The sequence below is a fragment of the Rhodococcus sp. no. 34 genome (genome assembly GCF_054589475.1).
Genome location: NZ_BAAILK010000046.1, coordinates 69,972 through 87,683, shown reverse-complemented (window position 1 = coordinate 87,683; position 17,712 = coordinate 69,972). Strand labels below are relative to the sequence as shown.

Here is a 17,712-nt window from a genome sequence, read left to right as displayed (position 1 = left end):
CCGACGGCCCGGTCGATTTCGATGATTCCGCGGCCTTCGAGAGCCCTGACGGCTTTGCCGTCGACAGCAGCGACCGCCTCGAGGGCGACATCCCTGTCCTACGTGATCCCATCCTCGTTGCAGCTTTCGAGGGCTGGAACGACGCCGGTGACGCAGCCAGCGGTGCGGTCGAACATCTCGAGCTGGTCTGGGATGCCCAGCCGCTCGCCGAACTCGATTCAGAGGACTACTACGACTATCAGGTCAACCGCCCCACAGTCCGGCAGGTCGACGGTGTCACTCGCGAAATCGTTTGGCCGGCAACACGTTTGTCGGTCTGTTCGCCTCCTGGCAGCGAGAGCGACATCGTCCTGCTTCGCGGGATCGAGCCCAACATGCGGTGGCGCAGTTTCTGCGAGGATCTGCTCGAGCTGATCGACCAACTGAACGTCAAGACGGTCGTCATCCTCGGCGCCCTGCTCGCCGATACTCCGCACACCCGACCGGTCCCGGTGACGGGCACGGCCTACAGCAGTGAATCCGCCGCCCGATTCAACCTGGAACAGACGCGGTACGAAGGCCCGACGGGCATCACCGGGGTTCTTCAGGACGAGTGCGTTCGTGCTGGTGTACCCGCTATTTCGTTCTGGGCGGCGGTTCCGCACTACGTTTCGCAGCCACCCAACCCGAAGGCCACAGTGGCCCTCCTTCAACGAGTCGAGGATGTTCTCGACATCGAGGTCCCACTCGGGGAGCTCCCGGCTCAGTCGGAGGATTGGGAGGAAGCGGTCAACGAAATGACCGCGGACGATGAGGAAATCGGCGAATACGTGCGCACCCTGGAAGAACGGGGAGACGCCGAAACCGACATCAGCGAAGCAATCTCCAAGATCGACGGCGATGCCATCGCCGCGGAATTCGAGCGCTACCTCAGACGGCGAGGCCCCGGCAGCTTCGGACTGTGAGCAAGAACACTCCAGAAGAAGGCGGAAGTACACAGCGCCCACTGCGCCTCCGGCTTCAGCTGATCGCGCTGTACGCCGGCGGGTTCCTCGGCCCGTTCGGCGGCGGCGTGGTTGCTTCGATCCTTCCAGAGATCGGTGACGATCTAGGGGTCGGTCCGTCGGCGGCCGCCTCTTCCCTCACCGCGTACCTGCTCCCCTTCGCCGCTCTGATGTTGGTGTCGGGGACACTCGGGACGCGGTGGGGCAAGGTTCGGACGGTGCGCATCGCTTACGGCGTCTACGTCCTCGCGTCGTTGGCATGCTTCCTCGCCCCGACACTCGAGATCTTCCTTGCCGCCCGGGTACTGCAGGGCTCCGCGAACGCATTCACCACGCCGCTACTGCTTGCCTCGTTGGCGGCCGCAACACCGCAGGCACGGCTGGGTCGAGCCCTCGGAGCCTTCGGCGCTTTCCAGGCCGCAGGGCAGTCGTCGGCTCCGTTGATCGGCGGACTGGCGGCCGAATTCGACTGGCGTCTGGCCTTTCTCGTCATCGCAGTGGTCGCGGGCATTCTGGGAGCCGTCGGACTTCCGAAGTCCGAAGCACCGGCAGCGACCACTCCCGCCCGTCTCCGCGATGCATTACGCCCCGAAGTGCTCCGCATCGGTATCGCTGCATTGCTCGGCTGGGGCGCCCTCGGTGGACTGAGCTTCCTGCTCGCCTTCCGCTTCGAAGACGAGTTCGGGCTGTCCCCCACCGTCCGCGGCCTACTGCTCACCGTCTTCGGCGTGGCCGGCATCCTCTCGGCCCGGCGCATCGGAATCCTCATCGATCGCATCGGCGCACGCTCCTCCGTGATGATCGGCGCCCTGGGCGGAGCAGTTCTGGTCTCCGTCGTCGGCCTTGCCGGCTTGGTGCCGGTAATCGCGATCGCATGGTTTGTCGCAGGCGTCGCGAGCCAGTTCGTGCTGGTCGGCGTCAACGCGGCGGTCCTCGGATCCGCGGGGCCGAACCGTGGCGGCGCCGTGTCCGTCGTCCAAGCGATGCGCTTCGGCGGCGCCGCTCTTGCTCCCCTGGCCCTGACACCGATTTACGACTCTTCGCCTGCCGCGAGCTTCCTGATCCCCGCACTACTGCTCGCCGTCGTCGCTCCCCTGATCATGCCGAAGCAACGCTGATCGGTCTCGGCAATTTCGAATTTGAAGTGGTGTAGGTAGTGAGTTTCTCGGCGCAAGCGACCACCGTTGTCGCGAGGCTGTCAGGGCGAATATTATTCGGAAAATCTTGTGTTTCCGTCGTCGACAGATATTGATACCATTGGAACATGAGCGAATCTGAGTCGGAACCGGAACGGCCGATCGACATTTTTCGGCGATCGGTTGCCGTCATCGAAGAAAATTTGCCTCCTACCTGGTCTTTGTCGACGCAGCGCTCCCCCGACCTGTCCGAGGCGCCACTCCGACTCGACCTCCGCTCCCCTGACGGCGCGGTGGCCAAATTCGGCGTCTACGCCGCTCACGGTGTCCTGAGCAGCGACGTTCCCGGTATCGCCGATCGCTTCCCCACCGGTCAACCCGGCTTCGTGTGCGCAAAATATCTCTCCGAGCCGGTCCGCCGGCAGCTCGATTCCCACGCGATCTCGTACGCAGACGCCACGGGCAATGTGTCGTTGACCGCTGATCGACCCGCCGTCTGGGTGCGTGGACGCGGAGCCGACGCCGATCCGTGGCGGGGGCCCGGACGTCCTTCCGGACAGTTGACGGGCGATCCGTCAGCTCGCGTCGTGCGTGCGCTTGCCGATTTCGCGGCGCCACTGGCGATCACTGCCTTGGTGCGCCTGGCCGGTGCGTCGACGGGAGCAACCTATCGGGTGGTTCAGACACTGTCGGATCGTGAACTGGTGACCAGGCTCCCCCGCGGTGGGATCGGTGACGTCCGCTGGCCGAAGATGCTTCGTGAATGGGCGGCCGAAGCCGGCGCCAAAGCGCCGACGCCTCACGGCTTTCACGCGCCGGACGGGTTGGAAGCACTCTTCGATCAACTGCGTCAGCTCAGCGGTCACATCTACGCCGGTACTGCATCGGTAGCGGCGGCACCCTTTGCTCGGTACGCGCCCACTCGACGTGCCCACTTCCATGCCGACAACGTCGATCAGTTCGCCGACGCTCTCGGACTACGGCGGGTGGAATCCGGCGGTGACGTATGGATCACCGCTCCCCTCTCACCGTCTGCCTTCGACCGATTGCTCACCCGCGACGGCATCCGCATCGTCGCCCCCAGCCAAGCGTTCGCCGATCTGCTGGTCGGCCCGGACTCCGACGAGGCGGCGGCCGAGCACCTGCTCACATGGATGATCGAGAACGAATCGCAGTGGCGACGCGCCGCATCCCCTGCCACGGATCGCCCGTAGGAAAAAGAGGGGGCGTCTCTCGCCTACCCTGTCATGGTGGAAGAAACGAGTGCGCCCGATTACGCCGCGTACGCCGACACCAATCGACTGAAGCTGTTTTCGTTCACGATCGCGGAAAAACGGGCCGAGTACCTCTGGGTACTTCGTGCCTTCGACCATGCTCGCGCCAACTACACCGTCCTGCTGCATGCCGGAGCCGTCGCGCACATCCTCGAGAAGATCGGTGGATCGGATCCGGCGGCCGATCTGTCGGCAGCAGAGGTCACTCCCCTGTTGGATCAGCTCCATGTGTGGGAGATCCTCGAGCGCAGCTACGACGGCACCCGCGCGGCCACGCTGGCCGAGTACCGCAATCGCCACTTCGTCTACCAGTTCGGTCAGGCCGGATACCAGGTCTATCGATCAGTCGAAGACGTTCTCGCCGCACGCCTGGACTCGGCGTCGCTCTCGCGTCTCGCTCTGCCGGACCTGCTCGCAGACATGTCCGAACTCGCCGAGGCCAACCGAAGCTCCGACGGCGATCTGATCTTCCGCAAGCTCAAGCGCCTCGACTCGACACTCTCCGACATGGCTGATCGAGCCGCGCACTTCTATCTGACCCTCGGGGACCTCGTACGGACCACGGAGATCACTCCGCAGGCTTTCCTCACGCACAAGGACGCTCTGCTCACGCACATGCGGGAGTTCAGCTCCGATCTGGCTCGCTACGCCCCCAAGCTCAAGGAAGCGATCGAGCACGTCGAATCCACCGGGGTCGATCGCATGATCCGCCTCGCCGCCGCCAGTGACGAACGGGTGTTCGTCCCGATCACCGAACGCGAAGACGACTGGGCTGCGCGTTGGCGAGGATTGACCGCCTGGTTCGTCTCCGCGGAATCGGGGATCAGCGAGTCCGAGCGTCTACGTGAGGGCACGATGAGCGCGATCGCCGCGGTTCTGGCGCTCCTTCGCCGCGTCACGGAAACCCGTCGCGGCGGCGTCAGCCGTGAGAGCCAGCTCCGGCACCTCGCCGGCTGGTTCGCCGCCACGCCGTCCGAAGACGCAGCTCATGCTCTGTTCCAGGCAGTGTTCGACCTCGGTCGTCCACGCCATCTCTCGATGGTGCATCCGGACGCCGACATCATTTCGCACTCACGCTCGTGGTGGGAGGCACCGCCGGTCGAGATCGCGCGAACACTCGCCGAAACCGGCCGCCCGCCCTCACCCGGCTTGCCGAGCAAGGTCGCCCGCAACGACGGCAGCATCCGCCGCCTGCGCGAAGAGCAGTTGGCGGCGCAACGTACGCGCAGTGCCGCGGCGCAATCCCTCGCGTCGAACGGTGTTTATCAGCGCGAACTCAACGAGCAGGAGACCGAAGTTTTGCTGAGTCTGCTCAATGCAGCACTGACCGCGCGCGTTCCGGTGGTGGGACGCGTCAAGAGCTCCACCGGTAGCGAGAACGGGGTGAAGCTGACACTCAGTCCCTCGGACGGTTCGACCACCATCAAGACTGCTCGCGGACGAATGCATCTCGACGGCATCGAGGTCAGTGTTCGATGAGAGCTCGCGAGATCACGCCCCTTGCCCTCGACTCGTATCAACGCGCGGCGCGAGTGATCCTGTCCAACCACCTGATCACCTCGACGTACCCGGATCGAATTGCGTTGCCGCTCTTGCGCCGTTGGGCCACCGAACTGCGTGACGACCTTCTCGAACTGTTCGGCTACCGCCTCGAGGTGACGGAGACCACCGCGCGCCTGTTCACGGTGTCGGATCGGCTCAACCCGTCGGCACCGGCCAGAACTGCCTCCGAGCGAACCTTCGATCGCACGCGCTACGCGTACCTGGCGTTGTGCCTGGCCGCATTGGGCCGCGCCGGAAACCAGATCACGTTGTCGGAGTTGGCCGATCACGTCGCGGCTGACGCAGGGCAGGTCGACGGCGTGGAACTCTCCACCGATCGTGCGTCCGACCGCGACGCCTTCGTCGACGCAGTGGGCTGGCTCGGAGTCAGAGGCGCCATCGCCCTCGCCGACGGTGACGCAAACGGCTGGGCGTCCAATCCCGAAGCGGGAGAAGCGCTCTACGACATCGACCGTTCCGTCGTCGTAGCGCTGTTCCGTCCACCGCGCGCCCTGCAACACCTACACTCCATCCGCGGACTCCTGGCCGTCGAGACCTCGAGCGCCTCCGAGGACGACGGAATTCCCGTGGACGCGAAAGAGATCGGACGCCGAGTACGTCGGGCACTCGTCGAGCGCCCGGTCGTACTGGCCGGTGAACTCGATCAGCACGAATTGATCGCGTTGGCGCAGCCCAAGACCGCGTCGGAAGTCGAACTACTGACGGGGTTGGTGGCCGAGCGCCGCGCCGAGGGAATCGCGATGATCGATCCCACCGGTCGCCTCTCCGACGTCCGCTTCCCGAGCACCGGAACGATCGCTCAGGTGGCACTTCTCCTGGCCGGCGAGATTGCCGACCGCGTACTCGACGTCGACGCTCCTGAACTGCCGAAACTTCCGATCCCGCACGTGTCGGACGATCATCTGATCGAACAACTCGATGCCGCCATCCCCGAGGCCGGGATCTTCGAGGACCTCGCCGACGAGGACGACGACTTCGTGCTGCCCGCCGGCGAACCGGCCGAGCCACCGCCACCCGTCACGTACCCGAAAATCGACGACGACTGGCTCGCTGACAAGGTCACCGAGTTGGTGGACCAGTTCGGGCGAACTTTCGCGGCGCAGTGGCAGGCCGATCACAACGGGCTGCGCAAGCAGGCGCTCGGGTTGCTGCAACGTCTGCGCCTGACGCATGCGGTCGACGGCGGCGTACTGGTGTTGCCCGTCCTTGCCCGGTACCGCGACGTAGTGGTCTCCGTGCGCGAACGCGATCCTCAGATCGACTTCGCGGTGGACAACTCCGCACCGGATCCGGTCGACGAATTCGGCCCCGAACCTTCCCCCAACGGCGAACTATCAGAGGTAGAGAACGTATGAGCAACGCCCGCTTCCGACCTACTCGGGCTGGAATCATCAACCTCTGGGATTACCGAGACCAAGAGTTCTCGTTCGCCGACGGTCGACTGGTTCTGCGGGGACCCAACGGATCCGGCAAGACCAAGGCCCTCGAGGTCCTGTTCCCGTTCGTCTTCGACGGCCGCATCGAACCGCGGCGCCTCAACCCGTTCGCCGGTGAAGAGCGCACGATGAAGTCCAACCTGCTCTACCGGGGCCAGGACAGCGCGCACTCCTACGTGTGGATGGAGTTCTGCCGCGGCTCCCTCGAAGATCCCGAGTCGGTGACCGTGGGTATCGGCATGCGGGCAACCCGAACCAACGACAAGGTCACCCGCTGGTACTTCGTCGCCGACGGCCGCGTCGGAGTCGACTTCTCGCTGATCGGCAACGACGATCGTCCTCTCACCAAGAAGCAGTTGGCCGAACAACTCGGCAGCGATTCCATCACCGACCGTCCCCTCGACTACCGCACAGCCATCGACGCGCGAATGTTCGGTCTCGGAGTGCAGCGCTACGACCAGCTGATCAATCTCATTCTCACGCTTCGCCGTCCCCAGCTCGCGAAGAACCTCGACCCGAAGGGCCTTTCGCAGGCACTCACCGACGGTCTCCGTCCACTCGACGATCAGTTGGTCCTCGAAGCTGCGCGTTCGTTCAGCGACATGGAGGAAGTCGGCCGCGCGCTCGAGGGGCTCGCGGCCGCCGATCAGGCAGCCCAGAGTTTCATCGGGGTCTACACCAAGTACCTGCGTCAGCAGTCTCGCGGAGAGATCGAACAGGTCAGCACCCGCCTCGCAGCGGTCACCAGAGGTGTTGCCGCCATGGACGAGTCGTCGCTCGCCCAGACCCGCAGCCGTGAGGCGCGGGCAGCAGCCGAGGAGCGCTTCAACCAGGCCGAGCAGGCACTCGAGAACGCGCGCGCCAATGTCGAAGCACTGCAACGCTCGAGCGCGTACGAAGGCAAACAGCAACTCGACGACCTCGCCCAGGCCGTCGCGACGCTCAAGCTCTCGACCGAGCAGCAGGCAGACAAGTCCCGGAAAGCGCAGGCCGCACTCGCTCAACGCGGCGACGAAGCCGACAAGGCTGCATCGTCGGTCAAGCGTGCGGCCGAAGCACTCTCGCGCGCCGAGGACGAACTGCAGGCGGCCGCTGAGGACGCCGGCATCGTCTGGACTCCCCTGCCCGACGGCTCACGCAGTGACCAGATCACGGCAGCAGTCCGTGGCCATGCCGAGGAGCGTGACGGTGACGTACGCGTCGTCCGCACCGCACTGGCGACCGTCGAGAAGGCGGCGACCGAACGAACCCGGGCCGAAAACAGCTCTCGCCGTGGACAAGAGCTGCTCGAAGCGTCCAAGGCGGCTGTACTCGAGGGCGAAGCTGCCGTGGAACTCGCACGCAGTCAGTGCGCCAGCGGGCTGCGCGCGTGGTGGACCGATCACTCCTCCCTGTTTTCGGCTGTCGGCGCCGACACGTCGCTGTTCGAAGCTCTCGACGCGGCGCTCGCCGAAGTCGGCGACGAAGACGCTCCGGCGCTGTCCGCAGTTCTCGCCGAGCACACCGAAGCCGGCACCGAGACGCTGCGCGAGCGTCGACGTGAGGCCGAAGCTGAAATATCTGCCTCACACGCCTCCATCGCGGCTCTCAAATCCGAGCGCAAGGCCGTCTCGGCGGAACACGACGACGCTCCGCCTGCCTTCCACGCACGCACCGACAACCGCAGTGAACTGGGTGGTGCACCGCTGTGGCAGTTGGTGCGCTTCGCCGACTCCGTCGAACCAGACGTGGCCACGGGAATCGAATCCGCACTCCAGGCGGCAAATCTGCTCGACGGCTGGGTCTGCCCGGACGAGAAGATTCCCGAGCACGTCAGCGAGCAGTTCCTGACGGCTCTGCCCGTCAAGCAGCGTCCGAAGGGACGAACGCTGGCGGACGTCCTCGAGGTCGAAGGCAATGCCGACGTACCCGACGCTCGGGTACAGGACATTCTCGCGTCGATCAGTCTCGTCGAGGCACCGGGAGACTCCGATGCAAGCGTCGCGATCGGCGTCGACGGCCGCTTCTGGCAGGGCGTCGCGCGTGGCCGGCACGTCAAGGCCGACGCCGAGTACATCGGCACCACAGCACGGGCGCGTCGACGCGAGGCTCGGATCACCGAGATCGACGCGGCTCTGGAAGAACTTGCCGCGGCAGTCGATACGGCCAAGGCACTGGTGGCGCAGACCAACGAGCAACTGAGCCGGATCAACTCTGCGGCAAAGGAATTGCCGAAGACAGGTTCGATCCTGCGCGCACTCAAGACGGTCACCGAATCCGCCGGCGCACTCCGTACTCGCTCGGAGGCCACGGAAACGGCACAACGCGAACTCGATGCGGCGATCGCTGATCTCGCGGCGAAGGAAAAGCAACTCCGAGCGACGGCGTCGCAGCACCGGACGCCGCATATCGGCCGTGAACTCGACTCCCTCGCGGCGGCGATCCGCCATTTCGAGAAGCAGGGCGAACTGGCGCTGCGCTGCCGACGGGAGCATGCCAAGGAAGTCGAACTCGAACGCGAGTCTCGCGACCGTCTCGACGAATCACGCGCCAATGCGGAGGAATTCGCCGAGGAAGCCGCCATCGCCGAGGAGAGTCTGCTCCAGCAGGTGCAGCGTCTCGAGACGCTGCGCGACACCCTCGGTGCCAGCGCCGAGCAGATCGACCTGGACCTGGCAAAAGCCCGCGCGAAGATCGAAGAATGCAAGGTCGAACAGCGTGCGGCGCGAAAGGCGTACGACGCCGCCGTCCTCCAGATCGGCACGGCGGAGGGTGCGTACAACACCGCCGTGGAGACCTTGCGTCACACCCTGACCGAAACCCGCAGTGATGCAGAGCGACTCGCACCCTACGCGCGCCCGGACCTTCTCGAGTTGTTGGGCGTCAAGGAACATCTGAGCTGGCCGGCAAGTTCAGCGGCGTGGATGAGCCCCGATCAGTTGGTCTACCGCATCCAGAACGAAGATCGCAGCGAGGACGCAGCCCACCCGCCCGTCCTCCCCGAAGACGTCGACAGGTTGTACCGAGCGCTCGAGGCTGCGACCTCGGCAGTCCGAGTCACCGACGGCGCCCGAAAGGCAACCCGCACGGCACTGACCTCGGCGCTGCAGGACTTCGACGCGCAACTCGCAGCAGCCGGACAGGACTACCGTCTGCAGTGGGATGCACCGGATGGGCTGACCGTCGTACGAGTCCAGGACGATCAGGGCTATTCGTCGATCGGCGAGTTCGCAACACGGATCCACGACGCTCGCGGCGATCAGGAGCAGTTGCTCACCGAGTCCGAGCGTCGCATTCTCGAAGATGCCCTGTTGACCGGATTGGCTCAGCAGATCCACGAGCGCACGGTCGACGCACGCGAGTTGATCGCACAGATGGGCACCGAGATGCGTGAGCGTCGGATGTCCTCAGGCAATACCATCGGCGTTCACTGGGTGCTCGCCGACAACCTCGACGACAGCTCGCGGGCGATCTCCAAGCTGCTGGATCGAGACGCATCGGCCCTCGGCGTCGATGAACTGGCAACTCTGCGAGCACATTTCGCGACGCAGATCCGTACCGCCCGCGCGGCGCACCCCGAACGCTCGTACCCGGAGATTCTGTCCTCGGCGCTCGACTACCGTCAATGGCGCGTGTTCTCGTTCACCCTCATCAGCGGTGAGGGCAAGGAAGACCGTCTTACCGTCGCGCGGCACAGCGCGCTGTCCGGTGGCGAGCAGTCCGTCTCGCTGCACCTTCCTTTGTTCGCCGCGGCGCACGTCATGTTGGACTCGGCCGACCCGCACGCCCCGCGTCTGCTGGCACTCGACGAGGCTTTCGCCGGTGTCGACGACAACGGTCGCAGCGAGCTTCTCGGCTTGAGCGTTCAGTTCGACCTGGACCTCTTCATGACCGGCTACGACCTGTGGATCACATACGCAGACGTCCCCGGCTGTGCGCACTACGACCTCGCGCACTCCACGGCCGAACAGGCTGTCAGCGCCGCGCTGCTGGTCTGGTCGAACGGTGAGCTGCTTGCCGAGCACGACGGAACGGATCTGGCGAGGGCATTGGGCTCGCCGCTACGGCGCCGGGTACCGACACCAGCCGAAGGTGCGTTGGACTACGCCTAGAAACTGCTGTGCGCCTTTATTAACCGCGGGCGGTTAATAAAGGCGCACAGCAGGGGTTCAGCGAAGCGAAATACCCAGTAGGGCGTCGACGGCATCGGCGAACTCGCCGGGTGCCTGCGTGTCGGATCCGCCGCCCTCGATGGCGCGGCGGGCCCAACCGTCGAGCGCGTCGAGCGCCTTCGGGGTGTCGAGATCGTCGGCCAGGTGCTGACGCAAACGCGCAACAGTGTCGGTGGCAGACGGCGCAGAACCGACAGCAGCGGCCTCGCGCCACACCTTCAGGCGCGACTGAGCATCCGCGAGGACCTGATCGGTCCACGCGCGATCCTGGCGGTAGTGGCCGGACAGCAGTCCGAGACGGATTGCCGCTGGGTCCACCCCCTCGCCGCGCAGCTTGGAGACGAAGACCAGGTTTCCCCGACTCTTCGACATCTTTTCGCCGTCGAGACCGATCATGCCGGTGTGCACATAGTGCCGCGCGAATCGGCGATCACCCGTTGCCGATTCGGCATGCGCAGCCGAGAACTCGTGGTGCGGGAAGATCAGATCGCTGCCACCGCCCTGGACGTCGAAGCCGGAGCCGATGCGGTTGAGTGCAATCGCCGCGCATTCGATGTGCCAGCCGGGGCGACCCGGCCCGAAGGGTGAGGGCCACGAGGGCTCGCCCGGACGCTCCGCACGCCAGACAAGTGCGTCGAGCGGATTGCGCTTTCCGACGCGATCGGGATCTCCGCCGCGTTCGGCAAAAAACTTCTCCATCGTCGCGCGGTCGTAGCCCGACTCGTAGCCGAACTGCTCGGTCGCGTCGGCACGGAAGTAGACGTCGGGGAACTCCGCGTCGTCGACGATGTACGCGGCGCCGGACGCCACGAACTTCTCCACCAACTCGACTACTTCGTTCACCGATTCGACGGCGCCGATGTAGTCCTTCGGCGGAAGCACACGCAGCGCTTCCATGTCCTCGCGGAAGAGTGCCGTCTCACGCATGCCGAGGACGATCCAGTCCTCGCCGTCGCGATTGGCTCGCTCGAACAGCGGGTCGTCCACGTCGGTCACGTTCTGGACGTAGTGGACATCGTGTCCGGCGTCGCGCCAGATGCGGTTCACGAGGTCGAACGTGAGGTACGTGGCCGCGTGGCCGAGGTGGGTGGCGTCGTACGGGGTGATGCCGCAGACGTACATCGTCGCCTTCTTGCCCGGGGTGACGGGGCGAACCTGACGGTCGGCTGTGTCGTACAGCCGCAACGGCGGCCCCTGACCGGGAACGGACGGGAGTGCGGTATCGGACCAAGACTGCATGCTGCCGAGCCTAGTGGAGACTGCTCTGAGGCTGGGAAGGTGCTGGCTGATCCTGCTCCGGTTCGGGCGTCGACGCGAGCTTGCTCGGCCACCAGATCTTCTGACCGATGTCGTAGGTCAGGGCCGGGACCAGCAAGGATCGGACGATCAGAGCGTCGAGCAGGACACCGAACGCCACGATGAACGCGATCTGCGCGAGGAACAACAGCGGGATCACCGCCAACGCCGAGAAGGTTGCTGCCAGAACAACTCCGGCAGAGGTGATCACCCCGCCGGTCACGGTGAGTCCCCGCAGCGCACCCGCCCGAGTGCCGATCTTCAGCGCTTCCTCACGCACCCTCGTCATGAGGAAGATGTTGTAGTCGATTCCCAGGGCCACGAGGAACACGAACGCAAACAGCGGGACCACCGGATCCGCGCCGGGGAACCCGAAGACGTGGTCGAACACCAGCGACGAAATGCCCAGTGTCGCAGCAAACGAGAGCACAACGGTGCCCATGAGAAGCAGCGGTGCGAGAAGCGAACGCAGCAACAAGGAGAGAATCACGAACACCACGATGATCACCACGGGAATGATGAGTGTCCGGTCCCGTGTCGAGGTGGTCTTCGTGTCGAGGTCGGTCGCAGTGACGCCACCGACCAATGCGTCGGCGCCCTCCACTGAGTGAACTGCATCACGTAGCCGCACGATGGTGTCTTCGGCCTCGAGTGAGTCGGCAGCGTCAGTCAAGGTCGCCTGCAGGGAGACTCGTCCGTCGACAACCAGTGGGGCTCCCCCGTTCTGCACGACGCTCACGTCGCTGACGCCCTCCACGCGACTGGCTGCCGCAACGGCGTCCACCTGATCCGCATTCGCGATGACCACGGCCGGTGAACCCGAACCCGCGTCGAAGTGCTCGCCGAGAATCTCCTGGCCTGCAACCGAATCGACGTCGAGCAAGAAGATGTCGGACGAAGAGACACCGCTGGCTTTGAACTGCGGCATCATCAGCGCGAAGATCACAAGCACCAGCGTCGACGCCACCCAGAAGCGGCGCGGGTGCCGTCCGATTCGAGCAGCGAGCCCGGCCCAGAACCGGTGATCGTTCGCCTCGTCGTGGTGCTCGCGGTCGGCATCGAACTTCGGCTTGGTCGGCCAGTACGCCGTCCTCCCGAACAGAACCAGGACAGCAGGTAGGAAGGTCATCGATGCGAGGAAGGACGCGGCGATACCGATGGCGGCCACCGGACCGAGTCCGCGGTTCGAGTTCAGGTCGGAGAGCAACAGGCACAGAACGCCCGCGATGACCGTTCCCGCAGACGCTGCGACAGGTTCGAGCGTCGCGCGCCACGCAGTGCGCATTGCTGCGTACTTGTCCTTCTCGATCCGCAACTCTTCCCGATAGCGAGAGACCAGAAGCAGCGCGTAGTCGGTGGCGGCACCGAACACGAGGATGAACAGGATGCCCTGGCTCTGACCGTTCAGTGCGATGACGTCCGCGTCCGCGAGCAGATACACGAGCAAGCTCGACAATCCGAGTGCGAAGATCGCCGAAAAGATCACCACGAACGGCAGGATCGGGCTCCGGTAGACGATGATCAGGATCACGATCACGACGGATCCGGCTACCAACAACAGCAATCCGTCGATACCGGCGAATGCTGCCGACAGGTCCGCAACCTGCCCAGCGGGGCCGGTCACCTTGACCGTCAGTCCGTCCGGGCTCGACTCCAGCGCCGCGCGCAGCGCTTTCACGCTGTCCTTGACCTCGAGGGTGCTGTCGACCGGCAGGAACATCTGCAACGCCTGGCCGTCGGCCGACGGGATCGGCGGCGATGAGGCGTCGCCGAATCCCTCGGTACCGACAAACGAATCGACGGTCTGGGAAAGCAAGGTGGAGTCGGCGGGCTCGAGGCCACCCGGTCGTTCCGCCACGATGATGGCCGGCACGAAGCGCGTGTCCGTGAAGCTCTCTTGAAGCTTTGCCACCTCGGTCGCTTCGGCCGACGCGGGCAGGAACGACGTGTTGTCGTTCTGCTGCACCGTGCTGAGCTTTCCGGCGAACGGACCGCCGAATCCTCCGATTGCCAGCCAGCCGATCACGAGGAGAGCTGGCACAATCCATCGAAGGCGACGAACAGGACGATTTTGTACTGGTGTGCTCACTGGGTCTCCAGGGATCGGCAGCAGAGGACTTGCCGACTATTTTGTTCAGCATGCTGAGTAATTGCAAACGGAAGGCAGAAAAATGAGCAGCGACGGCCTGGACGACTGGCCCACCGGCCGGCTGTTGTCCACCGCTGCACGCCTGGTGGAGCACTCGTGGGAGAAGGTCTTGCGGTCTCAGGACATGACGCACGCGGGCCTGATCGTGCTCCACTCGATCGCCGGTGGGGCGGCGTCTCAACGCGACATCGCGAAGAACGCCCGAGTCACCGATCAGACGATGAGCCGCACGATCGACCGTCTCGAACGAGCGGGTTACGTCACTCGTGACACCGATCCGAGGGACGAGCGTCGGCGCGTGATCGCGATAACCGACGCCGGAAGACTGACGTACGAGCGACTACTGACGCTCGAGAAGGAAGATGCGGCGTTGACCGTCGGCGTCGGGGACGTCGCCGCGCTGCGCGAACAACTACTGCGATTGGTTCGCTCACCCGGATTGAAGACGGCAACTCGCGAACAGCAGGAAACGTCTCGCGACTAGAAGGCCGGCCAGGGAATCGTTCGATGGCCGTTCGGTTCGGGCATCACGGCCGACTCTGCGAACTGCATCGCCCGCACCGCCAAAGCCACGATCTCTTCCTCGGTGATCAGGACGGACAACTCGTCGCCGAGATCCCCGTCGAGAGTTGTCGCGAATTCGGCGACGTCGGCAATCAAGGCACCGGGTACGGGCTGCCCGGCCCACCCCCACAACACGGTCCGCAGCTTGTTCTCCGAGTGAAGACAGATTCCGTGATCAACGCCGTACACCGAGCCGTCGACGCCCTCGAGGGCGTGACCACCTTTACGGTCGGCGTTGTTGATGAGGACGTCCAGAACGGCCATTCGCTGCAGCCGTGGATCGTCCGCATGGATCAGGGAGACGGGTTCACCCTCCGAGTCGAAGGCCTGCAGGACCTCGAACCACCCCGGCGGAACGTTGCCGGGACTGCACAGGTCCACCATCTCGAGTCCGCCAGATCCATCCGCACGGCGATCGACGGTGTCGATCCATCGCTGCACCATGCCTGGACCGAAAGGACCGTCCCGCAACACTGTTCGCGGAATCACTCCCCAACCCAGCGCCTCGGACACGCGGTACGACGCGACCTCACGCCCCGCCAGAGTGCCGTCCGGGAAATCCCACAGTGGGCGTTCACCCCGGACCGGCTTGTAGACCACGCGGGTGGACTTCTCCCCCAGAGTCGACTCACATACCAGCGTGGCGTTGCTCGCCGTGGTGATCTGACCGATCAGAGTCAGATCACCCTCGAGCAGAACGTCCGGCACACCAGGTTCGGACACGACGTCAGACCTCGTCGTCGTCTGCGTCGTCGATCGCGAAACCGAAGGACTCCCCGCGTCGGTACCCATTGGTGCGGATGCAGACGTGCCCCTCGGGCGCCAACGGTTCACCACACAGCGGGCACGGCGCGCGTCCGGCCGCGATGACGCGTTCGGACCGCAGCGAAAACTCGCGCGCTTGCTCCGGGGTCAGGAACACACGGACCGCGTCCGGACCGTCGTCGGCGTCGTCGAGGACAACCGATTCGTCGAACTCCGTCTCGCTGACGGCAAGCAGCTCCACGACGACCGCCCCGGCATCGGCGTCCCAACCGAGCCCCATCGTGCCGACCCGAAACTCCGCGTCGAGCGGTGTGACCAGCGGGCTGAGGTCGGAGACGTCGTCGGCTTGTGGCGGAACCTCGGTTCCGAAGCGTCGATGTACCTCTTCGAGGAGTAAGCCCATGCGATCGGCGAGGACCTGAACCTGCTGCTTCTCGAGCAGCACACTCACCACCCGTGATTCGTGCACGGCCTGGAGATAGAAAGACCTGTCACCGGGTTCGCCCACCGTTCCTGCGACAAATCGGTCAGGAGTGCGAAATACGTGAATCGCGCGCGACATTGCACCTCCTCGAGTTCGAGCAGAACATCACTGAATACCCATTATCCGTCACAGCTCACGCACCGACCTCTCCGCCGGGGACGGACTCCTGCGCGGGAGCCGAACCGTTGGTCGCGGCCTTCGCCGCACCGATCGCGGCGAGTACGTCTCCGGTGTCGTTGACGCGAAGAACGAACGGCAGTGTCGCCGTGTAGCGAATCACACTGACCGAGGCGGGCTCGGCGACGATGCGCTGGAACGAATCGAGGTGCATCGCAAACGCGTCGGCGAGAACCGATTTGATGACGTCACCGTGCGTGCACGCGATCCAGACGACGTCCTTGCCGTGTTCTTCGGCCAGCCGTGCGTCGTGCTCTCGGATCGCGGCAACGGCTCGCGCCTGTACCTGGGCCAGCCCTTCACCGCCGGGAAACACTGCACCGGAAGCGTGGCGCTGCACCACTTTCCAGAGCGGTTCTTCCAAGAGTTCCTTGAGCGGGCGACCCGTCCAGTCGCCGTAATCGACCTCGATGAGGCGATCCTCGACCACCGGCGTCAGACCACGGTCGACGGCAATGGGGCCGACCGTCTGCTCACACCGCAACAGCGGCGAGCGGACGATCTCCGCGATGTCCAGACCGACCAGCCGATCGACGACGCCTTCGGCCTGTTTCCGGCCGTGGTCGTCGAGTTCCACACCCGGCGTTCGACCGGCCAGGGTATGGGCAGTGTTGGACGTCGACCGCCCGTGCCGCAGTAGGACAACTGTCATTCCACAACCCTAATGGGGCGGTGGCCGCACGGACGGGTGGTCGACGTCGAAACGGGCCCTATGTCGCAGACACGACCCCTGTGGCCAGCAACGCAAGGACGACTACGCCGAGAGCGATTCTGTATCCGACGAACCAGTACATGGAGTGATCGACAACAAATCGAAGCAGCCACGCGATCGCTGCGTAACCGACCGCGAAGGCGATGACGGTTGCCACCAGCAACTGCGGACCGCTCGCGTTCAGACCCTCACCGGCCGGCTCGAAGGCATCCGGGAGGCTGAACAAACCGGAGGCGAGAACTGCCGGAATCGCCAACAGGAACGAGTAACGGGCTGCGGCCTCACGGGTGAGTCCGAGGAAAAGGCCGGCACTGATCGTGCCACCCGAACGTGAGACACCCGGGATGAGCGCGAGCGCCTGAGCCGAACCCATGATGATGCCGTCGCGCGCTGTGAGCGATTCGATCGGGCGCGTCTTGCGTCCGTAGTACTCGGCAGCAGCGATGACGAGCGCGAACACGATCAGCATCGTGGCAATCAGCCACAGATTGCGTGCGCCGGTACGGATCTGGTCTTTGAAGAAGAACCCGAGGATGCCGACCGGGATGGTGCCGATGATGACGTACCAGCCCATCCGGTAATCGAGATCGCCCCGGTGCTCGGCATTGAACACACCTCGGAACCAGGCAGTGATGATCCTCACGATGTCGCGTGCGAAGTAGATCAGGACCGCCAACTCGGTGCCGAGCTGCGTCACCGCGGTGAACGACGCGCCGGCGTCACTGCCGAAGAATATCTCCGACACGATTCGCAAATGTCCGGAAGACGAGATGGGCAGGAACTCGGTCAAGCCCTGCACGAGGCCCAGGATCACGGCCTGGAGCCAGGTCATCGCTTCGCCCATCACTCACCGATCCCGGCTGATTCGAATGGGGTTACTGCACACAGGTTTCGTGTGTCGGGTTCACGTTTCACCGGCGCCACGCTACCGGGGCCCACGGCGCCGCGCCGCGCCCGGCACGTCCGTGTCCGAATACCCCGACTCGAGGCGAGCGCCTACTAGTCTGCACGTGGTGAGATCT

The 17,712-nt window shown here is 64.8% G+C and carries 13 protein-coding genes; 7 read left to right on the top strand and 6 right to left on the bottom strand.

Going from position 1 to position 17,712, the window contains the following annotated elements; genetic code table 11:
* Positions 1–89: 89 nt before the first annotated feature.
* The 6 genes from ACYP01_RS21655 (at position 90) to ACYP01_RS21630 (ending at position 10,483) form a co-directional block, all read left to right on the top strand.
* On the top strand, positions 90–944 hold the full coding sequence (locus ACYP01_RS21655; protein WP_459683041.1) for a PAC2 family protein: 855 nt from the start codon (positions 90–92) through the stop codon (positions 942–944).
* Positions 941–2,101, top strand: coding sequence for an MFS transporter (locus ACYP01_RS21650; protein ID WP_050655280.1), 1,161 nt, complete (start codon positions 941–943; stop codon positions 2,099–2,101). The genes ACYP01_RS21655 and ACYP01_RS21650 overlap by 4 nt, the downstream gene beginning before the upstream one ends.
* 146 nt (positions 2,102–2,247) lie before the next feature.
* On the top strand, positions 2,248–3,333 hold the full coding sequence (locus tag ACYP01_RS21645; protein ID WP_019748530.1) for a helix-turn-helix domain-containing protein: 1,086 nt from the start codon (positions 2,248–2,250) through the stop codon (positions 3,331–3,333).
* A 33-nt stretch (positions 3,334–3,366) separates the two neighbouring features.
* Entirely contained in the window at positions 3,367–4,872 is a 1,506-nt protein-coding gene (locus ACYP01_RS21640) for a TIGR02677 family protein (protein WP_007733760.1), read from the top strand.
* Positions 4,869–6,311: a TIGR02678 family protein gene (locus ACYP01_RS21635; RefSeq protein ID WP_030537537.1), complete on the top strand. Its 1,443-nt coding sequence runs from the start codon at positions 4,869–4,871 to the stop codon at positions 6,309–6,311. Before ACYP01_RS21640 ends, ACYP01_RS21635 begins: the two co-directional genes overlap by 4 nt.
* On the top strand, positions 6,308–10,483 hold the full coding sequence (locus ACYP01_RS21630) for a TIGR02680 family protein (RefSeq protein WP_459682340.1): 4,176 nt from the start codon (positions 6,308–6,310) through the stop codon (positions 10,481–10,483). Before ACYP01_RS21635 ends, ACYP01_RS21630 begins: the two co-directional genes overlap by 4 nt.
* A 57-nt stretch (positions 10,484–10,540) precedes the next feature.
* Here ACYP01_RS21630 and mshC read toward each other — a convergent pair whose 3' ends face one another.
* Both mshC and ACYP01_RS21620 read right to left on the bottom strand, forming a co-directional pair.
* Entirely contained in the window at positions 10,541–11,782 is a 1,242-nt protein-coding gene (gene mshC, locus ACYP01_RS21625; RefSeq protein ID WP_459682337.1) for a cysteine--1-D-myo-inosityl 2-amino-2-deoxy-alpha-D-glucopyranoside ligase, read from the bottom strand.
* A gap of 10 nt (positions 11,783–11,792) precedes the next feature.
* A complete protein-coding gene (locus ACYP01_RS21620; protein ID WP_459683040.1) occupies positions 11,793–13,883 on the bottom strand; it encodes an MMPL family transporter in 2,091 nt (696 codons plus the stop codon).
* Between the two features lie 127 nt (positions 13,884–14,010).
* Here ACYP01_RS21620 and ACYP01_RS21615 point away from each other — a divergent pair, with 127 nt between their 5' ends.
* Complete coding sequence (locus tag ACYP01_RS21615) at positions 14,011–14,472, top strand: MarR family winged helix-turn-helix transcriptional regulator (protein WP_003946187.1); 462 nt, start codon at positions 14,011–14,013, stop codon at positions 14,470–14,472.
* On the opposite strand, the gene ACYP01_RS21610 is transcribed toward ACYP01_RS21615, so the two are convergent.
* From ACYP01_RS21610 to ACYP01_RS21595, 4 genes are read right to left on the bottom strand one after another with little or no spacing between them, the layout of a single operon-like run.
* A complete protein-coding gene (locus ACYP01_RS21610; RefSeq protein WP_459682334.1) occupies positions 14,469–15,275 on the bottom strand; it encodes an SCO1664 family protein in 807 nt (268 codons plus the stop codon). The two genes, ACYP01_RS21615 and ACYP01_RS21610, sit on opposite strands and share 4 nt — an antisense overlap.
* Before the next feature lie 4 nt (positions 15,276–15,279).
* On the bottom strand, positions 15,280–15,879 hold the full coding sequence (locus ACYP01_RS21605; RefSeq protein ID WP_003946200.1) for a DUF3090 domain-containing protein: 600 nt from the start codon (positions 15,877–15,879) through the stop codon (positions 15,280–15,282).
* A gap of 55 nt (positions 15,880–15,934) precedes the next feature.
* Positions 15,935–16,630, bottom strand: a complete 696-nt coding sequence (locus tag ACYP01_RS21600; protein ID WP_003946173.1) for a histidine phosphatase family protein — start codon at positions 16,628–16,630, stop codon at positions 15,935–15,937.
* A 58-nt stretch (positions 16,631–16,688) separates the two neighbouring features.
* Positions 16,689–17,534 carry an undecaprenyl-diphosphate phosphatase gene (locus tag ACYP01_RS21595; protein ID WP_030537531.1) on the bottom strand — a complete coding sequence of 282 codons (846 nt, stop codon included), beginning with the start codon at positions 17,532–17,534 and terminating at the stop codon, positions 16,689–16,691.
* Between the last annotated feature and the right edge of the window lie 178 nt (positions 17,535–17,712).